The sequence below is a fragment of the Brevibacterium sanguinis genome, from assembly GCF_003315415.1.
GTDB lineage: Bacteria > Actinomycetota > Actinomycetes > Actinomycetales > Brevibacteriaceae > Brevibacterium > Brevibacterium celere_A.
In genome coordinates this window covers 344565-364054 of record NZ_QNSB01000004.1, presented here as the reverse complement: position 1 = coordinate 364054, position 19490 = coordinate 344565, and the positions used below count along the sequence as shown (strand labels likewise).

At 67.1% G+C, this 19490-nt stretch carries 18 protein-coding genes and 1 pseudogene; 14 read left to right on the top strand and 5 right to left on the bottom strand.

The genetic code is table 11. The annotated features are described in order from the left end of the window. Both DFO65_RS08075 and DFO65_RS08070 read right to left on the bottom strand, forming a co-directional pair. A pseudogene (locus DFO65_RS08075) lies at positions 1-151 on the bottom strand (IS481 family transposase); the annotation flags it as partial. 208 nt (positions 152-359) lie between these two features. Next, on the bottom strand, positions 360-1301 hold the full coding sequence (locus tag DFO65_RS08070; RefSeq protein WP_113903894.1) for a LysR family transcriptional regulator: 942 nt from the start codon (positions 1299-1301) through the stop codon (positions 360-362). Positions 1302-1540: 239 nt separating this feature from the next. Between DFO65_RS08070 and DFO65_RS08065 the strand changes: the two genes are divergently transcribed. The 13 genes from DFO65_RS08065 to DFO65_RS08005 all read left to right on the top strand — a co-directional run bounded on the left by DFO65_RS08065 (position 1541) and on the right by DFO65_RS08005 (position 15397). Beyond that, on the top strand, positions 1541-2605 hold the full coding sequence (locus DFO65_RS08065; protein ID WP_245940546.1) for an MBL fold metallo-hydrolase: 1065 nt from the start codon (positions 1541-1543) through the stop codon (positions 2603-2605). Positions 2606-2664: 59 nt separating this feature from the next. Further along, entirely contained in the window at positions 2665-3621 is a 957-nt protein-coding gene (locus DFO65_RS08060) for a VOC family protein (protein WP_113903892.1), read from the top strand. 74 nt (positions 3622-3695) lie between these two features. Beyond that, positions 3696-4382 carry an alpha/beta hydrolase gene (locus tag DFO65_RS08055; RefSeq protein WP_181778669.1) on the top strand — a complete coding sequence of 229 codons (687 nt, stop codon included), beginning with the start codon at positions 3696-3698 and terminating at the stop codon, positions 4380-4382. Then, on the top strand, positions 4366-5451 hold the full coding sequence (locus DFO65_RS08050; protein ID WP_113903890.1) for a maleylacetate reductase: 1086 nt from the start codon (positions 4366-4368) through the stop codon (positions 5449-5451). Before DFO65_RS08055 ends, DFO65_RS08050 begins: the two co-directional genes overlap by 17 nt. A gap of 23 nt (positions 5452-5474) precedes the next feature. Then, complete coding sequence (locus tag DFO65_RS08045; protein ID WP_245940544.1) at positions 5475-6869, top strand: MFS transporter; 1395 nt, start codon at positions 5475-5477, stop codon at positions 6867-6869. A gap of 99 nt (positions 6870-6968) precedes the next feature. Beyond that, the gene (locus tag DFO65_RS08040) at positions 6969-7562 is read left to right on the top strand and encodes a short chain dehydrogenase (protein WP_113903889.1); all 594 of its coding nucleotides are present in this window, start codon (positions 6969-6971) and stop codon (positions 7560-7562) included. Between the two features lie 268 nt (positions 7563-7830). Further along, positions 7831-8535, top strand: coding sequence for a GntR family transcriptional regulator (locus tag DFO65_RS08035; protein ID WP_113903888.1), 705 nt, complete (start codon positions 7831-7833; stop codon positions 8533-8535). 225 nt (positions 8536-8760) lie between these two features. After that, positions 8761-10008, top strand: coding sequence for an NAD(P)/FAD-dependent oxidoreductase (locus DFO65_RS08030; protein ID WP_113903887.1), 1248 nt, complete (start codon positions 8761-8763; stop codon positions 10006-10008). A 35-nt stretch (positions 10009-10043) separates the two neighbouring features. Next, positions 10044-10943: a dihydrodipicolinate synthase family protein gene (locus DFO65_RS08025; protein WP_113903886.1), complete on the top strand. Its 900-nt coding sequence runs from the start codon at positions 10044-10046 to the stop codon at positions 10941-10943. Beyond that, positions 10943-12175, top strand: a complete 1233-nt coding sequence (locus tag DFO65_RS08020; protein ID WP_113903885.1) for a proline racemase family protein — start codon at positions 10943-10945, stop codon at positions 12173-12175. The genes DFO65_RS08025 and DFO65_RS08020 overlap by 1 nt, the downstream gene beginning before the upstream one ends. Further along, positions 12172-13662: a gamma-aminobutyraldehyde dehydrogenase gene (locus tag DFO65_RS08015; RefSeq protein ID WP_113903884.1), complete on the top strand. Its 1491-nt coding sequence runs from the start codon at positions 12172-12174 to the stop codon at positions 13660-13662. Before DFO65_RS08020 ends, DFO65_RS08015 begins: the two co-directional genes overlap by 4 nt. A 27-nt stretch (positions 13663-13689) precedes the next feature. Next, complete coding sequence (locus DFO65_RS08010; protein WP_113903883.1) at positions 13690-14526, top strand: SDR family NAD(P)-dependent oxidoreductase; 837 nt, start codon at positions 13690-13692, stop codon at positions 14524-14526. A 97-nt stretch (positions 14527-14623) separates the two neighbouring features. After that, positions 14624-15397 (top strand): SDR family NAD(P)-dependent oxidoreductase, encoded by a 774-nt coding sequence (locus tag DFO65_RS08005; RefSeq protein WP_113903882.1) that lies wholly within the window; start codon positions 14624-14626, stop codon positions 15395-15397. Between the two features lie 136 nt (positions 15398-15533). Here the strand turns inward: DFO65_RS08005 and DFO65_RS08000 are convergent, their stop codons facing one another. The 3 genes from DFO65_RS08000 to DFO65_RS07990 are packed head-to-tail and all read right to left on the bottom strand — an operon-like array spanning position 15534 to position 17937. Continuing rightward, on the bottom strand, positions 15534-16337 hold the full coding sequence (locus tag DFO65_RS08000; protein ID WP_113903881.1) for an amino acid ABC transporter ATP-binding protein: 804 nt from the start codon (positions 16335-16337) through the stop codon (positions 15534-15536). After that, entirely contained in the window at positions 16334-17065 is a 732-nt protein-coding gene (locus DFO65_RS07995; protein ID WP_113903880.1) for an amino acid ABC transporter permease, read from the bottom strand. The genes DFO65_RS08000 and DFO65_RS07995 overlap by 4 nt, the downstream gene beginning before the upstream one ends. Positions 17066-17091: 26 nt before the next feature. Continuing rightward, a complete protein-coding gene (locus tag DFO65_RS07990; RefSeq protein ID WP_113903879.1) occupies positions 17092-17937 on the bottom strand; it encodes a substrate-binding periplasmic protein in 846 nt (281 codons plus the stop codon). A gap of 289 nt (positions 17938-18226) precedes the next feature. Here DFO65_RS07990 and DFO65_RS07985 point away from each other — a divergent pair, with 289 nt between their 5' ends. Next, the gene (locus tag DFO65_RS07985) at positions 18227-19303 is read left to right on the top strand and encodes an Ldh family oxidoreductase (protein ID WP_113903878.1); all 1077 of its coding nucleotides are present in this window, start codon (positions 18227-18229) and stop codon (positions 19301-19303) included. The last annotated feature ends 187 nt before the right edge of the window (positions 19304-19490 follow it).

Below are 19490 nucleotides of genomic sequence, written 5' to 3'. Positions count from 1 at the left end.
TCTGGAGTTCGGTCAGTGTGTGCGGGTAGGTGCGGGCAGATAGCCACCGTTTGAGCGTCTGGTGGAAACGTTCGATCTTGCCTTGTGTCTGGGGGCGATTCGCCGCTCCGTTGCGTTGGTCGATGCCCAGGTCAGCGAGGAGGCGCTCGAACTCAAGTCGGATGCATGCTCATCCGTCGTATCGTCTTGCCGGGCAGTTAGCCGATTCTGTCCAAACACACCGGTACTAGACCCAGTGACATCGCTGCACGTCGCTCGGCGCTCAGCGAAGAGCTGGGTCCTAAGCGCTGAACCGACCGTTCTTCGTCCGAGCGGATGCGCCGTCAGCGGAGTATTCTTCAGTTCCTTCGGTGCACGTCTCACTGCCGATGGATCGCGTTCTCGCTGGGTTTCCAACGGTCCCGGTCGAGGAGCAAGTCGATGACCGTCGCCACTGCCGGTGTTTGGGCAGCGGATCGTCGCCAGATGACGACGGCCTGAAGCGGGACGACGTCGTCGTCGATCCGGCGGATTGCGATGGAGCTGTCAGCGATTGCACCGACTCCCTCCGGGACGATCGTCATGCCGAGTCCGGCTGCGACGAGAGGCAGGGCGGTCTGGACTCCGGAGGTCTTCTGGATCGAGCGGGGCCGGAGCTCGGGGCGCAAGTTCCACAGGTGTTCGAACAGTTCGGGCAGCCCTGGGAACGTTGTGGATGTCGCCGGCATAATCCATCGCATCTCACGGATCTCGTGAAGGCTGACGAAATCGACCGACTTTGCCCAGGAGGCGGGGAGGACGGCGACGAGCGGGAGGTTGATCGCCAATCGCATCTCGAGTCGATCGCCGTACATCGCCTTGAGTTGAGCGAGGTCCCAGGCGGTGACGACCCCGATGTCAGCCGTTCCGTCGAGGACGCTGCGTACGGTGCGGTCGGGAGGCGGATCCTCGAGGACAAGATCAATTTCCCGAGCTTCCTTCTGGAGTGCGATGAGGATGGCCGGGAGATGCCCCCAATTGAAGATGGGCGTACTCGACAGGATGACTCTGCCGGCAAGGCCGTCTGCAAGGCTGCGGATGTGAAGAGTGGCGGCGTCGATCTGATCGAGGACGTTCGCAGCAGTCGCATAGAGGTGGGAACCGGCCTCCGTCGGTCGAACGCCGAGCCGGCTTCGATCGAGGAGCCTGATCCCGAGCTCCTTCTCGAGCCGCTGGACGACGAGGCTGAGCGAAGGCTGGGTCATGTGGAGCTTAGCGGCGGCCGCCGTGAACGAACCCTGTTCGATGACGACCCGGAAGTACGCGAGCTGACGACTATCCATAAATCAGGATTATACATTGCACAAATAATTGGTATTTGAGTTATTGAGCAATGGTCGCCCACACTGAACATGTGATCCCGATCACCAATGCCGGTGGTGGACGATCCGCATTCATCTGATGGGTCCCTCGACCTGTCCCGCCACCCAAGGAACTCGGCTCAGAAAGGTCATTCATGCACGCTTCGCCCCGTCCTGTGTCTCTCACGGAATCCCTGGGATACCGAACTCGGGTCACCCTGTTGGGCACCGCTGGAGGACCTCCATGGTGGGAGAACTGCACCCGGGCGGGAATCTCGACGCTCATCACCGTTGGCGGCTCCCAGTACCTCATCGACTGCGGAGAGGGCTGGGGTCCTCGCTTCCGGGAGTCGGGCGTCAGCGCTCCCGGTTTCGAACACGGGATCGACAAGCTGCGTGCGGTCTTCATCACCCACCACCATTCCGACCACACCATTGACTACCCCAATCTTCTCCTGCTGGCTTGGCACAACGGATCGAGCGGCCTGGACCGGCCCGTCCAGATCCTCGGGCCTGGCGATCGCACCATGCTTCCCCCGATCTTCGGCACCAGGGAGGATGCCCCCGAGGTGTGGAATCCCGACAGCCCGACGCCGGGACTGCGGGAATCCACTCACCGCCTCCTCCAGGCCTATTCCACGGACATCAACGACCGAATGCGTGACAACGCGAAGCAGGACCTCCGGGAGATCTTCGAGGTCCACGACATCGAATTGCCCGGAGAAACTGGGAGCGACCCGAACGGTGACCCCTCTCCCGAGATGGAGCCATTCGAAATCTATTCCGACGAGAACGTCCGGGTGAGTGCGATCCTCGTCGATCATCGGCCAGTCTTCCCCGCTTTCGCCTTCCGATTCGACACTACTGACGGCTCGGTGGTCATCTCGGGCGACACGGGAGTCTGCGACAACCTAGTGACCATCGCGCGTGGCGCCGATCTGCTCCTGCACGAATGCATCGACCTCGACTGGGTGTCATCGTTGGTCGGACCTAATGGTCGGAATCCCGACCAGTACCTCATGCAGCACATGCTCGCGGCACACACCAGCATTGAGCAGGTCGGACCACAGGCGGAGAAAGCAGGGGTGAAGACTCTCGTCCTCACCCACCTCGTCCCAGGTAGCACACCGGTGTCGAAATGGAGCGAGGCGCGACGCGGATTCAGAGGCAACTTCTACGTCGGTGAGGACCTCATGCACTTCGGCATCGGGGCGGTCGTCAACGACCGTTCCACTGCTGCGGCATCGGCGGGACCGCAACAGGTCCTCGCTGACGCCTCGGGATAAGGCATTCCGCCGACTTTCCGACCCCAACCCAGCCCAAGGATTCAGAACAAGGAGAAACCATGTCCTATATCGTCGGTTCGCACCATGTCACCCTCTCCGTCGGAGGAGCCCAGGAGGACGTTGATTTCCATACGAAGGTGCTCGGCATGCGGTTCATCAAGAAGACTGTCCTCTACGACGGCTCGACCCCGGTCTACCACCTCTACTACTCGAACGCCGATGGGGACCCTTCCTCCGTCGTCACCACCTTCCCCTGGGCCCAGCACGGACTCTACGGGAGGCGGGGGACGAACCAAGCTCGCGAGGTCCTGCTCTCAGTGCCGGAGGGATCGCTGGACTTTTGGGCCCGGCGCCTGACCGCCCATGATGTCGAACACGAGCAGATCGAGCTCTTCGGGGAGCGCCGCGTGAAGTTCCATCATCCGTGCGGTCTCGAATACCAGCTCGTCGGCAACAGCAAGGACCCGCGTCGGGGCCATACGGGCAACGGAGTCGGCGAGGATTCGGCGATCCACGGCATCCACGGTGTCGGAATCCATGTGTTCGACCACGACCGAATGGTCGAATTCGGCAATGAGACCTTCGACGCCCGCGGACAGATCCTCGAGGAGGGCGACCGAGTCCGCTTCCAGATCGGCAAGGACGACTATGGGAACTGGATCGAGCTGACTGGCAACCGGCGCGACGACCAGGGCACCTGGCGCTACGGCGCTGGGACCTACCACCACTTCGCCTGGAACCTCGAGAATCTCACCAACCAGGAGGAGATCAAGTTCGAGATCGAAGGAGCCGGCTACACCGACATCTCCGAGCTCAAGGACCGCACATACTTCAAATCGCATTACGTCCGCACACCTGGCGGCGCGCTCTTCGAGCTCGCCGTCACCCATAACGAAGGTGGTTGGGACTGCGACGAATCCCCGGAGGAACTGGGGAAGAATTTCATGCTTCCGCCTCAGTTCGAGTCCCAACGTGAGGAGATCATGTCCCGGCTCGAACCCATCGCAACCGACTGAAGCCCAACACGTCCGCCAGAACCAAGGACCCGCCGGCTGAGGGACGAACCGACCCTGGCAGGCAAGGAGGAACTGTGAATCCGACATCGCAGGACACCGGGCCGGTCCGTATCGGCCCCCCAATTCATGAGGCGACACTCATCGTCTATGCCGTCCACGGCCGAGGCCAATCGTCTACCTTCATGGCCGAGGTGGCAGCTCGGACGGACGTCTCCGGGGTCATCTGGGTCATGCCTCAGGCTCCGGGGTGCTCCTGGTACCCGACCGGGTTCATGGCGCCCCTCGACCACAATCAGCCCGATCTCGGCAGGTCACTGGCCACATTGAGAGATGACCTTGCCACCCTTGACGCCGAGGTGAACACTCCCATCGTCGCTTTCGGCTTCTCACAGGGGGCGTGTCTGCTCGCCGAGCACCTCCTCCGGTGCCGCCCTCGACTCGGCGGGGTAATCCTCCACACCGGCGGGTACCTCGGTCCGGACAAACGGCACTGGGGCTCCGCGTCGTCGATGGCCGGTCTCGAGGTCCGAATGCTCACGGCGGCGGCGGACAACTGGGTGCCGCTCGAGCGCGTCGAGGCGACGAAGCGCGAACTCGAATCGGCGGGCGCTCAGGTCGGGCTCACCGTCTACGACGACCCCGACCATCACATCAATGAGGAATCCATCGAGGAAATCCGCCGACACTTGGTCCGATGGGGTGCGATCTCCCCGGCGGAGACAGCACTGACGACGGAGGGTGACCATGAGACTGAGCTTTGACCATGTGACATTGGGGCAACGAGTGCTGTTCGGGACTGGGAAGGCTGCCGAGCACGTGGCCACCGCGGCCTCGGATCTTGGCGCCCGTCGTGCCATGGTCATCGCCTCGGCGAGCCAAATGTCGACGGCGAAGCGCGTTTCTTCCGGCCTCGACGTCGTGACCTGGCACGACGAGGTGGTGATGCATGTGCCCCTCGAAGTCGCTGAGCGGGCACGATCTGCAGCGGCAGGGGCCGATCTTGTCGTCAGTGTCGGCGGCGGATCGACGACCGGGTTGGCCAAGGCAGTGGCTCTGAGCACCGGCCTGCCGATCATCGCGGTTCCCACGACATACTCGGGAAGCGAGGCGACGAACGTCTGGGGGCTGACAGACCGGGCGAGAAAGACGACCGGTGTCGACAACCGGGTGCTCCCCGCTGTCGTCGTCTACGATGCCGAGCTCACCCTGTCGCTGCCGAAAGATCTCTCGGTGGCGTCGGGTCTCAACAGCATCGCCCACTGTGTCGATTCCTTGTGGGCGCCTCGAGCGGATCCGATGAATGCCGCGCTGGCGGCGGAGGGAATCAGGGTCCTGTCTCTGGCTCTGCCGGCGATCGCTGCCGATCCGGTGGGAGTAGACGGACGGGAGCGCGCTCTCTACGGCGGGTATCTTGCTGCGGTGGCGTTTGCCTCGGCGGGGTCCGGGATGCACCATAAGATCTGCCACGTTCTCGGCGGAACTTTCGACCTGCCCCACGCCGAGACCCATGCCATCGTCCTTCCCCACGTTCTGGCCTTCAACGCCCCCTGCGCGCCAGAAGCCGTGGAGCACCTCGCCGCCGCTGTCGGAGTCTCCGATGTCCTCGCGGCCCTCTGGACTCTGGGTCGGACGCTCGAAGCGCCGAGAGCGCTCGCCGACTACGGGTTCACCTCGGCGGACATCGACGAGGCCGTTCGCATCGCCCTGCCTGCCATCCCGGCGTCGAATCCTCGACCGCCTACCGCATCGAATCTCACCGACCTGTTGCGGGCCGCCCTCACAGGCGAGGAGCCCGGCCGCATCGCGCAACGGGCCGACGGGGATTCGTGACCCGACTCAGAAGGAGCAATCCCTTGGCTATCAATAACCGCGCGTCCATTCCCCTCGTCTTCCGATCAGTCGTCGACTGGTCCGACCCGATCTCATGGCCGAGCGAGAGGCAGGACCGCTACGGCTGGGTCATCACTATGACCCTGTTCTTCTTCATGATGCTCAATTGGGCCGACAAAGCAGTGCTCGGGCTCGCCGCAGTGCCGATCATGGAGGATCTCGACATCAGCCCGGAGGCTTTCGGCCTCGTCAGCAGCGCCATGTTCTTCACTTTCATCCTCGCCCAGATCCTCGCGGCTCCTCTGGTCGATCGCATTCCCACGAAATGGCTTCTCCTCGTCCTGTGCCTGATCTGGTCCCTGGCACAGCTGCCGATCATCTTTCTCGCCTCGTTGCCGGCCCTTTGGGTCGGACGGCTGATCCTCGGCGCCGGCGAAGGGCCGAGCTCCCCGGTGATCCTCCACGGGATCTACAAGTGGTTCCCTGAGGAGAAGCGGGCCGCGCCGGGTGCTGTGGCTTCCGTCGGAGCGATGGTCGGCCTCGTCGTCTTCGCTCCTGTGCTCTCCTGGGCGATCGTGCGGTTCGGCTGGATCTCCGCTTTCGTCGTCCTGGCACTAGCCGGCGTGGTCTTGTGCGGAATCTGGCTGGTCATCGGCAAGGAAGGGCCAATCGATAGACAGCGGTCCCCTGGTGGTCCGGCACCCGCGGGCGCCGGAAAGCAGGTGGCGGCACCCGAACTCACGCTTCCACTGTGGCGGACGATCCTCACCCCGACATGGACGCTCACTTTGCTCACTTCATTTTTCGCATACTGGACGTTCACGGTCGCGCTGTCCTGGGCACCCGCGTACTTCCAGACGGTGCTCCACCTCCCTGGCGAGCAGGCCGGCGGTCTCATCGGGTTGATCGCCGTCTGGGGCTGTGCGGCGATGCTCGCTCTCAGCGGGCTGAGTCAGCGGCTGCAAAAGCGCGGCGTCGTCACCCGTCGATCGCGGGCAAGGGTACTCGGTTGCGGGGCTATCGTCTCGGGTGTCGCGCTGCTCGGTGCCATCATCGTCTCCGAGACATGGATCAGTGTCGCGCTCATGGCCGTCGGCTTCGGCACCGCTCCCGCACTATTTCCTCTCAGCCTGCTCATCACCACGGAGCTCACGCTGCCGTCGAAACGCGGGACGAACCTCTCACTCGCCAACGCGGCACAGACGAGTGCGGGCATCGTGGCGCCCGCCGTCTCGGGATTCATCATCGGAGGAGCATCGAGTGGTGCAGCTGGGTACACTATGGCATTCGCTGTGGCCGCGGGATTGACGCTTGTCGCCGGAATCCTCTGTGTGCTTTTCGTCGATCAGCAGCGTGACCGACGCCGCCTGGGGCTGACCGACGAAGCGGACGACCCCGCCGGGCTCGCGAAGATCTGAGGCCACCGCAGGGGTGGTGTGATCCGGCCGCGTCCACTAGCCTCGCTGGTGTCAGTCAATCGAAATCGTCTGACAATCCCGAAGCGAGGAAGGTCTGTCATGAAGGTACTGCTGGTCGGTGGCGGAGGTCACGTCGGAGGAGTCGCGCGCTCCGCATTCGAATCCCGCGGACACGAGGTCATCGCTGTCTCGCGCTCGACCGATCCGGGTGTGGACACCTCGGATCCCGAGTCCATCTCCTCCCTGCTGTCGGCCGTCGGCACCGTCGACGCCATTGTCATCGCCGTCGGCGCCGCAGCCTTCAAGCCGGTCACAGAACTGTCCCGCGAGGACTACACGGCCGCCTTCACCTCGAAGACGCTCGGCCAGATCGAGTTCGTCACCCAGGGCCTCGACCACCTCAGCGACGGCGGCTCGATCACGGTGACCACGGGCGTGCTCAGCCGCCAACCCGTGCCGACCGCCGCAGCCGCGGCCATGGCCAACGGGGCCGTCGAGTCCTTCGTCATGGCGGCAGCTCCCGAGCTTCCGCGCGGAATCCGCATCAACGCGGTCAGCCCCAACGTCCTCGCGAACTCCCCGCACTACCACGACGCCTTCGCCGGGATGGTGCCCGTGACCGACGAGCAGGTCGCGGCCGCGTTCGTCCGTTCCGTCGAGGGCAACGTCACCGGCCGGGTGCTCGCGGTCTGAATCTGCGGCATCCCCCCGACTCGGCGGTCTGAGGCCTCCTGGCTGCGGGGGAGACCGAGAACCCGAGTCGGTGCCGGGTCCTGCGGTCGGCCTCGCCGAGGTGGGGCGCCGGGTCCTGCGGTCGGCCTCGCCGAGGTGGGGCGTGAGGTGCGGCGCCCGGCCCCTGCCCGGTGCTACGCTCAGAGGGCTTCCGCGCGCGCGGAAGCCCTCGCCGCCGGACCGGAGCGATGCGGGGGAGCGGGAACGAGTGGGAAGCGCAGTGGGGCCGATGCCAGAGACGACGGAAGCGACCGAGAGCCCGGCCGTGCGTCAACCGGTGTCGAACACCGAGCGGCGTCAGCGTGTCATCGACGAGATCAAACGCCGGATCGTCCTCGGCGAGATCCGTCCCGGCCAGCGCATCATCGAGGCCGAGCTCACCTCGTCGCTCGAGGTCAGCCGTCCCACGGTTCGCGAGGCACTCAATCAGATGGCTCGTGACGGCTTCCTCATCCAGGAGGCCTACCGCGGTCTCAGGGTTGCCGACATTCACGTCGACTCCCTGCTCGAGATCGCCCGCGTCCGCGTCGCCCTCGACACCGAGGCGATCAACGAGATCCTCGCCGACGACACCGGACGTCGGATGGCCGTGCTCGAGAGGTCGTGGGAAGAGTTCGAATCCGTCGGTGACGGTTCGGAGCCGCTCGCGCTGCACGAGGCCCATATCCGCTTCCACCGCGGCGTGTGGGAGGCTGCGGAGAACTACCTGCTCATGCGCATCTGGCCCGTCGTCGAGGCGCAGATGACCATCGTCCTCGCCTACGACCAGTTCACCCGACGCGACATCCGCCGGGCCCACGCCGTCCATGAGGCGCTCATGGAGGCGATCCGCAGCAGGGACACCGACCGGATCCAGGACGCCCTCAGGGCGCACACGGTCGACAGCGCCGAGGAGCTTGCGCGGCTCGTCTCCGCCGGCGCTCCCGGCCACTGAACCGCCGGCCCCCGACCGCTGACGCGCCCGTCCTCCCGTGCTCTGACGCCCGCACCACCCCAACGCTGAACCGTCCGATCCCGATGCCGATCTTGATCGGTGGAAGGACATTGACGTGACCGGGATCATTGCGTAGCGTAAGTCAAAGTTGATTGTCATACAATCGTCGTGCGCCAATGGACCGGAGCCCACCGTCGGGCCCGGGGGGAAGACGGAGGAACCTGGATGAAAGCTGTCGTCGTCGGTGGCGGAGTCGTCGGACTCACCACCGCCTATGAGCTCGCCTCGGCGGGATGCGAGGTCACCGTCCTCGAAGCCGGTCGATGCGGGGCCGCGGCCTCGCACGGCAACGCCGCCAAGATCGCGATCGCCGAGAGCAATCCGGTGCCCGCCCCCGGCGTCCTGCTGCAGGGGATCAAGTGGATGCTCAAGCCCGACAGCCCCCTGTCGATCAGACCCTCCCTGGCCCCGGGCTACATCAAGTTCCTGCTCCGCATGGCCATGCACTGCAACGCCCGCGACTTCGAGGCCGGACTCGACCTGCACCTGCGCCTCGGCGCCGATGCCAACGATCTCTTCGACGACTACCAGCGTGCCGGCATGGACTTCGAGATGCACGCCAAGGGAGTGCTGCTGGCCTTCGAGACCCGGGAACGGTTCGACGAGCACAGCGAGAGCTTGGCGGCCTTCGAATCGGCCGGTCACATCGCCGAGCACCTGCACGGAGACGCCGTGCAGGCGGCGGAGCCGGCGCTCAGCGACCGCCTCAAGCACGGGCTCTTCTTCCCCAGTGACCGGCAGATCGAACCCGACTCGCTCACCCGCGCGCTGCTGACGAAGCTCGATGTGCTCGGCGCCACCGTCCGCGAAGGCGTGGCAGTGACCCGGTTCGTGCGCAGCGGCGACAGGGTCACCGCTGTCGTCACCGACGACGCCGAGGTGATCTCCGCCGATGCCGTCGTCGTCGCGGCAGGCGTGCCCACCGGAGAGCTGCTGGCCCGGCTCGGGCAGAAGCTGCCGATCTACTCCGGCAAGGGCTACAGCCTCGACTACTCGCCGGCGCCCATCCAGCTTCGCACCTCGCTGACCCTCGAGGACGCCCGGGTCGCGGTCACCCCGCTCAACGGGATGCTGCGCTTGGCGGGCACGATGGAGTTCGGCAGCAAGGACGATTCCGTCAACGCCGTCCGCGTCGAGGCGATCCGCCGGGCGGCCCGCGAGGCCTTCCACTCGTGGGGAGAGCCCGAGGGTGAGCGGGAGGCCTGGGCCGGATCGCGTCCCATGACCCCTGACGGCCTGCCCGTCATCGGCGGTCTCGACATCGCCCGCAACGCCTACGTCAACTCGGGCCATTCGATGCTCGGTCTCACCCTCGCACCCGGATCGGCGAAGGTCCTCACCGACATCATGCTCGATCGTGAGCCCAGCCTCGGCCCCGAGCTCCTCGCCCGCGTCTCACCCAACCGCTTCTGACCCTCGCGACCCCACCACATTCGAAAGGCACACCCATGACCACGTCATTCACCGGCATCCTCGCCGCCTGCGTCACCCCCTTCACCCCCGACGGCTCCGCCGTCGACGTCGAAGGCATCAACGCCCAGGTCGAGCACATCATCTCCAACGGAGTCAACGGACTCGTTCCCGGCGGCTCGACCGGAGAGTTCACCGCCCTGTCGATCGCCGAGCGCAAGGCCTCGAACCGGGCCTACATCGAGGCCGCCGCGGGCCGGGTCCCCGTCGTCGCGGGTACCGGTGCGCTGAGCACCGCCGAGACCATCGACCTGAGCAAGGACGCCGCGGACGCCGGCGCCGACGCCCTGATGATCGTGCCGCCGTTCTACGACACCCCGTCCTTCGACGAGGTGATCGCGCACTTCAAGGCCGTCAGCGACGCCGTCGACATCCCGATCATGTTCTACAACATCCCCGCCGCCACCGGACTCGACCTGACCGCCGAACAGCTCGGCCGCCTCGGCGCGGAGACCGGAGTCACCTCCTACAAGGACACGGGCGGGGACTTCCCGAAGTTCACCGAGGTCCACTACAACCATGCCGATGACATCACCGCGCTCAACGGCTGGGACACCCTGACCTTCGCCGCCCTGGCGCTCGGCGCCAAGGCCGGAGTGTGGGGCGCGGCAAGCGTCATCCCGGCGCTCTGCAGCGACCTCTACCAGGCGCTCGCCGTCGACGAGGATCTGCCCAAGGCCCGCGAGCTGTGGGAGAAGATCAACCCGATCTGCGTGTTCCTCGAGTCGCACAACTACGCCTGCGCCATCAAGACCGGTGTCGAGCTCGTCGGAGTTCCCGCCGGACCCACGCGCGCCCCGATCCAGCCTCTGGCCGACGAGTACCGCGACGAGCTGCGCGGACTGCTCGAGGCCGCCGGAGTGGCGACCGTCTCCTGATGAACACGATCATGCGCATCAACGCCGTCGACGTCCACGCCGCCGGCGAACCCGGCCGGGTCCTCATGGGCACCGGCCTGCGGGTCAAGGGCGCGACGATGACCGAGCGACTGCGGTACTGCGAGACCCACCTCGACGACCTGCGGACCCTGGTCCTCCAGGAACCGCGCGGGTATCCGGGACTGTGCTCGCCGCTCATCGTCTCGCCCACCAACCCCACGTGTGACTTCGGGATGATCGTCATGGAGCAGGGCGGATTCCGGCCGATGTCGGGATCGAACCTCATCTGCGCGGTCACCGCGCTGGTCGAGACGGGCGCGATCGACGTCGAGGAGCCGGTGACCAGCCTGCGCGTCGACACCGCGGCGGGAGTCGTCGCGGTGCGCGTCGACGTCGTCGGCGGACGGGCCGTCAACGTCACGTTCGATAACGTGCCCGCGTTCGTCGTCGGGCTCGACCTTCCGCTCGACGTCCCCGGCTACGGGACGATCCCCGTCGACATCGTCTTCGGCGGGCAGTTCTACGTCCAGACGAGGGAGGAGAACCTCGGCGTCGAGCTCGAGCCCGACAACGCCAAGGAGATCATCCGCGCCGCCAGCGTCATGCGCAAGGCCGCCGACGAGGCATTCGACGTCGCCCACCCGCTGCTGCCGGAGATCAACTCGATCGCCCTGCCGATGATCCACGGGGCGCCGCGCACCGAGGGCACCGACGGCCGCAACGCCGTCGTGCTGCCCAACGGGGAGGTCGACCTCGACGACCCCACCACCTGGTCGGGCACCCTCGACAGGTCCCCCTGCGGGACCGGGACCAGCGGCCGCGTCGCGGCGAAGTTCGCCCGCGGCGAACTCGGCGTCGGCGACACCTTCGTCCACGAGTCGATGATGGGAACGACCTTCACGGCTCAGGTCAAGGAGCGCGCCGCAGTGGGCGATCGCTCCGGGATCGTCCCGTCGATCAGCGGACGCGGATGGATCACCGGTCATCAGCAGCTCGTCCTCGAGGCCGACGATCCGTTCCCCGTCGGCTACACCGTCGCCGACATCTGGGGTCTCGGCGTCGGCCGGCTCACCACCGACGATGACCTCGTCGACCCGATCATCCCCGACCCCGCGGACCCCGACCCGGGTCATGGCGAGGGCTCGCGCCGCTCCGGCCATGGCGGGACCGCGTCCGACTCGCACCATCCAGCATCCACCCCCGATCCCGCCCCACATGAGGAGACATCATGACAGAGCTCAACTTCATCGACGGCGCCCACCGCGCCGGCTCCGGGTCCGAGACCCTGACGATCGTCGACCCCTCGACGGGTGAGACGGTCGCCACCGGCGCCTCGGCGAATGCCACCGACGTCGCCGAGGCGGTCGCCGCGGCCCGCCGAGCGTTCAGCGACTGGTCGCGCCGGACCCCGGGAGAGCGCTCGGACATCATGCTCGCCTGGGCGGACCTGCTCGAGGCCCGCGCCGAGGAGATCGCCGCCCTCGAATCCCGCCAGGGCGGCAAGCCGATCCGCCTCGCCGAGGGCTTCGACATCCCCGGATCGATCGACAACGTCCGCTTCTTCGCGGCCGCGGCCCGCAACCTCGAGGGCAAGGCCAGTGCCGAGTACTCGGCCGAGCACACGTCCTCGATCCGCCGCGAGGCCGTCGGCGTCGTCGGCTCGATCGCCCCGTGGAACTACCCGCTGCAGATGGCGGCCTGGAAGGCGCTGCCGGCGGTCGCCGCGGGCAACACCATCGTCCTCAAGCCCTCCGAGCTCACCCCGCTGACCTCCCTGATCTTCGCCGAGACCGCTCACGAGGCGGGCATGCCCGCCGGTGTGTTCAACGTCGTCACCGGCACGGGAGCAGAGGTCGGGGCGGCCCTCGTCGAGCACCCGGACGTCGACATGGTCTCGTTCACCGGGTCGACCAGGGTCGGTCGGGAGATCGGGGCGAAGGCGGCCGGCGCCGTCAAGCGCGTGCACCTCGAACTCGGCGGCAAGGCGCCGTTCCTCGTCTTCGACGACGCCGACCTCGAGGCCGCGGCTCGCGGCGCCGTCGCGGGTGCGCTCATCAACGGCGGTCAGGACTGCACCGCCGCGACCCGCGCCTACGTGCAGCGTCCGCTCTTCGACGACTTCGTCGCCCGTGTCGCCGAACTCATGGAGTCCGTGCGCATCGGCGCCGCGGGCGACCCGGAGACCGACCTCGGATCCCTCATCTCGATCGCCCACCGCGACAAGGTCGCCGCCATGGTCGACGACGCCGAGGCGAACGGGGCGAAGATCGTCTGCGGCGGCGAGATCCCGGGCGATGCGCCCGAGGGCACCGCGTTCTACCGGCCCACGCTCATCACCGGGGCGGCTCAGGACTCGACGATCGTCCAGGAGGAGGTGTTCGGGCCGGTGCTCGTCGCCCTGCCCTTCGACACCGACGACGAGGGCATCGCCCTGGCCAACGACACCCCGTTCGGACTCGCCGCCTCGGCGTGGTCGACCTCGGTCTTCCGCACCCAGCGGGCCTCCCGGGAGATCCAGGCGGGCTGCGTGTGGGTCAACGACCACATCCCGATCTTCTCGGAGATGCCCCACGGCGGCTACAAGGCCTCGGGCTTCGGCAAGGACATGAGCCAGTACTCGTTCGACGAGTACACGAACGTCAAGCACGTCGTCTCGGACATCACCGCCGCGGCCCACAAGGAGTGGCACGACCTCATCTTCACCTCGGACCAGGGCTGAGCCCGGGTCCGAGGTGAAGGAGCAGTGATGGAGCTGGCAGGCAGGGTCGTCCTCGTCACCGGAGCCGCGGGAGGGATCGGGTCGGCCATCGCCGAGGTGTGCGCCGAGCAGGGCGCCCACGTCGCAGCGGTCGACCGGGTGCCGCCCCGATTCGGTCCCGGGGAGACCCGGGGGAGCGCCGGGGCCGGAGCCGGGGAGACCCGGGGGAGTGCCGGGGCCGGAGCCCGGGGCGAGCAGCCCCCGGTCCGAGCGCCCGACGCCGAGGCGCTCGCGCGGATCACCCCGTTCGTCGCCGACCTCTCGACTCCGGAGGGCTGCGCCGGGCTCGTCGCCGAGGTGACCGACCGCCTCGGCGAGGTCTCCGGGCTCGTCAACTGCGCCGGGGTGATGCGGCGCGGGGACATCCTCACGCTGAGCGAGGACGACTGGGCGGCGACGTTCGCCGTCAACGTCGACGCCGTGGTCCGGCTCTGCCGCGCCGTGCTGCCGACGATGGTCGCCTCCGGAGCGGGGGCCATCGTCAACATCGCCTCCCAATGGGGGCTGATGCCGGCGGCGGGCCACGTCGCCTACAACTGTTCGAAAGCCGCGGTGGTCTCCATCAGCCGGTCGCTCGCCCGCGACCACGGGGAGCACGGTGTGAGGGTCAACGCGATCTGCCCGGGCGAGATCCTCACCCCCATGGTCGCGCAGAAGCTCAGCGACTCGCACACCTCCGAGGCGGAGCTGGCCGCGAGCATCCCGCTCGGTCGCCTCGGCCGGCCCCGCGAGGTCGCCGAGCTCAGCTCCTTCCTGCTCAGCGACCGCGCCTCCTTCATCTCGGGGGCGGCGGTCGAGATCACCGGCGCCCAGCAGGTCGGATGAGTCGGGCACCGGAGTATCGGCCGGCGGGAACAGGCAGCGGCCGGCGACGGTCGGTCGAAGTGACGCCGGCGCCCATCACGTCGTTGAGGAGAACCCCGTGACCCGACCACCGCTCGAGGGACGGAAGGTCCTCGTCACCGGAGCCTCGAAGGGCATCGGAGCCGAGATCGCCCGCTCCGTCCACAGGGACGGTGCCGCAGTCGTCATCCACTACGGCTCGGACGCGGCCGCGGCGTCCGCCCTCGCCGCCGAGCTCGGCGAGCGGGCCCATGCCGTGGGAGCGGACCTCTCCGATCCCACCGGGGCCGAAGCGCTGTGGTCCCAGGCGGTTGCGGCTCTCGGCGGCATCGACACCCTGGTCTGCAACGCCGGCGCCTGGATCGACTCACCCCTCGACGACGCCGAGCGATGGCGATCCGGGTGGGCGGCGAACCTCCAGCTCAACCTCACCTCGGCGGCGGACCTGTGTCGATTGGCGCTGCTCGACTTCGTCCGCGGCTCGGGTTCCGGCCCTTCCGACCGTGCCGGAGGCGGGACGATCATCACCATCACGAGCCGCTCGGCCCATCGCGGCGACGATGCCGAGCATCTCGCCTACGGTGCCGCGAAGGCCGGGCTGCTCAGCCTGACCAAGGGCATCGCGCGCGGCTACGGCCACCTCGGCGTCCTCGCGTATGCCATCGCCCCTGGCTGGGTCGACACGGGACTGGCGGCCGGGGCGATCTCTCCCGACGTCCTCGCCGGCCTCCCGCTGCGGGAGGTGACACCGCCGGAGGACGTCGCCGAGCTCGTCGCGTTCCTCGCCTCCCGCCGCTCCCGCCACCTCACGGGCGCGACCCTCGACGTCACCGGCGCCGATTACGTGCGCTGACGCAGACCGCTCACGGCTCCTGACACGGGTGCCGACCATCGTGCCCTGCCGGATGCGCGCTCCGCTCACGGTTCAGGCCCCGACCGCCTCGTTGAGGTGATCGGGGCCTGAACCGTGCCGGCAGCGGCACCGTGGGCTAGAACCTCACGGCGTCGATGAACTTCTTGAGGTCCTGATCCTGCGTGTTGTTGAAGGCGTCGTCGGGCGTGGAGTTCACCGCGATCTCACCCTCGTGGAAGAACACGACGCGGTCCGCGGCCTTCGAGGCGAAGGCCATGTCGTGGGTGACCAGAGCCACCGCGATGCCCTCCTCCTCCTTGAGCCGGCGCAGGACGTCGAGGACCTCGGCGGCGACCGGAGGGTCGAGTGCGGAAGTGATCTCGTCGCACAGCAGCAGCTTCGGCTGCATCATCAGCGCACGGGCGATCGCGACACGCTGCCGCTCACCGCCGGACAGCTGAGCGGGACGCGAATGCAGGTGAGGCGACATGCCCACCTCGGCGAGAGCCCTCTCCGCCCGCTCCAGCGACTCCGACTCGGACATGCCGAGCTTCTTCCGCGGCGCCAGGGTGAGATTCTTGAGCACATCCATGTGCGGCCACAGGGTGTAGCTCTGGAAGATCATCCCGACATGGGAATCCACCTGGCTCCACGCGGGAGTGCGCTTGCCCTCGGTGAAGACGACCTCCCCGTCGAAGACCATCTCCCCGTCGTCGGGATCGGTGAGACCGGCGATCGCCCGCAGCAGCGTGCTCTTGCCCGACCCCGAGCGGCCGATGATGACGGTGATGTCACCGGCCCGCATGTCGAAGTCGATGCTCTTCATCACCTCGCGGTCGCCGAAGCTCTTCTGCAGTCCCCGGCAGGAGACGAGGATGTCTCCCTGCTTCGCGGAGATCGTCCGGCCGGCGCCGGCCCGCGCTGTCGTGTTCTCACTCATGGCTTCACCTTGACTTTCCCGCCGGGCAGCATCTGGGTGGCGAGCCCCTTCTTCTTGCGCACGCTTCCGGCCATCATCAGGTTTCGTTCGATCTTGGACAGGATGAGCGAGGCGGGGAACGCGATGACGAAGTAGATGAGCGCCGCGGCGGTGAGGATCTCCAGTGCCCGGTAGGACTCAGTGGCGATCTTGTTGGCGGTGAACATCAGGTCGGCCACGGCGATCGTCGACACCAGGGCGGTGTCCTTGAACAGCGAGATGTTGAGCGACATGATGACCGGCAGCTGCTGCTTCATCGCCTGCGGGACGATGATGTAGCGGATCTGCTGGAACCTGCTCAACCGCAGCATCTTGCCCGCCTCGACCTGCTCGATCGGCACGGCTTGGAAGCCGCTGCGATAGGCCTCGGCCATGAACGCCGTGAGGTTGAGGGTCAGGGCGATGATCGCCGAGATCGTGCCCGGGATCGTGATCCCGGTCAGGGTCGGCATCGCGTAGTACACCCAGAACAGCTGGACGAGCAGCGGTGTGCAGCGGAAGATCTCGATGTAGAGCTGCGCCAACCACCGCACGACCTCGATGTTCGACATCCGCAGGAACGCGACCGGGATGGCCAGCAGCATGCTGAGGACGATGACGACGACGGCGATCCACAGTGTCATCCCGAGCCCGTCGAGCAGGCGCGGAAGGTTCGAGGTGATCACCGACCAGTCGAAGTTGTAGTTCATGAGGACTCCTCAATCGACACTCGGGATCACTTCATCTCGAGGTCGCCGAGGTCGTCGGGGCTGATGACTCCGGCGTCCTTGAGGGCCTGCTCGAAGGATCCGTCGTTCTTCGCGTTCTGGATCGCGATGTTGATGACCTGCAGCGAACGCGCGTCGATGTCGGGGTTGACTCCGTAGTTCGAGTCGCTGAGGAAGATCACCGGGTCGGGGCGGACGATCTTGAGCTGTTCGTTCTTCTGCGCCGCATCCGCGAGAGTCGGCAGATCGCCGAAGGCCGCGACCGCACGGCCGGCCTCCATCGCGGTGATCGACTGGGGGATCGCCTCGGCGTTGACGATGTCGAAGCCGAGTCCCTGGACACGGCGCTCATACGAGGTGCCCGAGGCCACGGCGATGGGCTTGCCGCTGTTCTTGATGTCGTCATGGGACTTGAGGCCGGAATCGGCCTTGACGATCCACACGCCCTCATAGGTGTAGACGGGATCGGTGAACTGGATCGCCAACGACCGCTCGGAGGTCGCGTCGAGGTAGGCGGCGACATCGAAGCGGTCGGCCTGCAGACCCGAGACCATCTTCGACCACTCGGCGGCCACCGGCGTGAACTTCACTCCGAGCTCCTTGGCGAGGTTCTGCAGGGGGAGGACATTGGGGCCGCCCATGGTGCCGTCCTCCTGCTCGCCCGTCATCGGGGGAGCGGACGCGATGCCGACCCTCAGTTCGCCCTGTTCCTTGATCTTCTCGATCCAGGCGCCGTTCTCCGAGCCGCCGGCACCACCGCCGCCTCCGCGCATGCCGGCGCCGAAGTAGCCGCCCGCCAGGGAGAGGATGATGACGCCGACGATGGCGATGATGATCTGACTTGTCTTGGACATCCTTGTCTCTCTTCGTCGATCCGCCGGCCCGAGGTTCGGGCCGGATCATGTGGAACGCGGCAGCAATCTGCCGCTTGGTGAGCCGATACGGATGCACCGATGCGTCCGTGCCTGCAGCCCTGCCACGCGATCGACACTATCCCCACCGGGGGTGTTCGCCAGACGTCCGTGACGGATCGAGTCCGAACAGTTATCGGCCGCGTTGACCTGGCACTGCATCCGATCGTATGACAATATTTCGTTATCTGCATCACTATTTTCTTAGTTCCCGACCGAACCGAGGTGCACCATGCCAACGTCCGCCGACCATCCGAGCCCGTCCGCCGTCGAACCGCCGGCCCGGTCCGCCGCAGAGGGGCTCGGGGAGCGGATCTCCTTCGAGGAGCTGGTCGCGCTCATCGAGGGCCGACTGCGCGCTGCCGGGGCCTGCGAGCCGGTTGCGAGGGAGCTCGCGCTCAACTGCGCCTCCTGTGAGCGCGACGGCACCCTCAGCCACGGTGTCTTCCGCGTCCGCGGCTATGTCGACTCGCTCGGTCGCGGGTGGGCCGACGGGTGCGCCGAGCCTGAGGTCGAGCGGGCCGGAGGCGCCTTCGTCCGCGTGGACGGGCGCAACGGCTTCTCCCAGCCTGCCCTGGCTGCTGCCCGGGAGGAGATCGCCGAGGCGGTGCGCGAGGCCGGTGCCGCCGTCGTCGCCATTCGCGACGCTCATCATTTCAGTGCCCTCTGGCCCGAGCTCGAGTCCTTCGCGCGCTCGGGCCTCGTCGCCCTCGGCATGATCGCGGGAGGAAAGGCGGCCGTCATCCCGCCGGGCGCGAGGCAGCGGGTGTTCGGGACCAATCCGTTCGGCTTCGCGACTCCCGCCGCGGACGCCGACCCCGTCGTCTTCGACTTCGCCACCTCGACGATGTCCCACGGAGACCTGCAGCTGCATCGCAATGAGGGCCGGTCGGTGCCGCCGGGCACCGGTGTCGACGGTGACGGTGAGGACTGCATGGATCCCGCGGTGATCCTCGCGGAAGGCGGGCTGAGCCCCTTCGGCGGGCACAAGGGCGCCCTCCTGTCGCTGATGATCGAGACCCTGGCCGCCGGCCTCACGGGCGCAGGCTTCACCGTCGAGATCGACGCCGAGGCACCCGCCGGCGCGCACACGTTCCGCACCGGGCAGCTCTACATCGTCATCGACCCGAAGCGCGGCAGCGGAGACGGATTCCCCGGGCGGGTGGCGGAGCTCGTGGGCATGCTGCGCGAGGCCGGGATGAGTCGGATGCCAGGTGACCGCCGCTACGCGCGGAGGCGGAGGGCGGAGGTCGAGGGAATCCCCGTCACCGACGACATCCGGGCCCTCCGGGGCGAGGTCTCGGGCTGAGTCGCCTCGGCGCGCGACCGGCAGTCATCGGGTGGGGCGGGCTCCAGCGGCAGGGAAGGGGCGTCAGTGAACCGCCCCGGCGAGGCGGCCCCGGGGTGTGATCCATCTTGCATTCGGGCTGCGAGTGCGTCTAGATTGTATGACAAATTCCACTCTGGATTGTATGACAAAGCTCTTGACCGCAGGT

What these genes read in the sequence shown, in the direction of transcription:
- DFO65_RS08070 (WP_113903894.1), bottom strand. Translation starts at nt 1,301, where the DNA reads ATGGATAGTCGTCAGCTCGCGTACTTCCGGGTCGTCATCGAACAGGGT.
- DFO65_RS08060 (WP_113903892.1), top strand. Translation starts at nt 2,665, where the DNA reads ATGTCCTATATCGTCGGTTCGCACCATGTCACCCTCTCCGTCGGAGGA.
- DFO65_RS08050 (WP_113903890.1), top strand. Translation starts at nt 4,366, where the DNA reads ATGAGACTGAGCTTTGACCATGTGACATTGGGGCAACGAGTGCTGTTC.
- DFO65_RS08040 (WP_113903889.1), top strand. Translation starts at nt 6,969, where the DNA reads ATGAAGGTACTGCTGGTCGGTGGCGGAGGTCACGTCGGAGGAGTCGCG.
- DFO65_RS08035 (WP_113903888.1), top strand. Translation starts at nt 7,831, where the DNA reads ATGCCAGAGACGACGGAAGCGACCGAGAGCCCGGCCGTGCGTCAACCG.
- DFO65_RS08030 (WP_113903887.1), top strand. Translation starts at nt 8,761, where the DNA reads ATGAAAGCTGTCGTCGTCGGTGGCGGAGTCGTCGGACTCACCACCGCC.
- DFO65_RS08025 (WP_113903886.1), top strand. Translation starts at nt 10,044, where the DNA reads ATGACCACGTCATTCACCGGCATCCTCGCCGCCTGCGTCACCCCCTTC.
- DFO65_RS08020 (WP_113903885.1), top strand. Translation starts at nt 10,943, where the DNA reads ATGAACACGATCATGCGCATCAACGCCGTCGACGTCCACGCCGCCGGC.
- DFO65_RS08015 (WP_113903884.1), top strand. Translation starts at nt 12,172, where the DNA reads ATGACAGAGCTCAACTTCATCGACGGCGCCCACCGCGCCGGCTCCGGG.
- DFO65_RS08010 (WP_113903883.1), top strand. Translation starts at nt 13,690, where the DNA reads ATGGAGCTGGCAGGCAGGGTCGTCCTCGTCACCGGAGCCGCGGGAGGG.
- DFO65_RS08000 (WP_113903881.1), bottom strand. Translation starts at nt 16,337, where the DNA reads ATGAGTGAGAACACGACAGCGCGGGCCGGCGCCGGCCGGACGATCTCC.
- DFO65_RS07995 (WP_113903880.1), bottom strand. Translation starts at nt 17,065, where the DNA reads ATGAACTACAACTTCGACTGGTCGGTGATCACCTCGAACCTTCCGCGC.
- DFO65_RS07990 (WP_113903879.1), bottom strand. Translation starts at nt 17,937, where the DNA reads ATGTCCAAGACAAGTCAGATCATCATCGCCATCGTCGGCGTCATCATC.
- DFO65_RS07985 (WP_113903878.1), top strand. Translation starts at nt 18,227, where the DNA reads ATGCCAACGTCCGCCGACCATCCGAGCCCGTCCGCCGTCGAACCGCCG.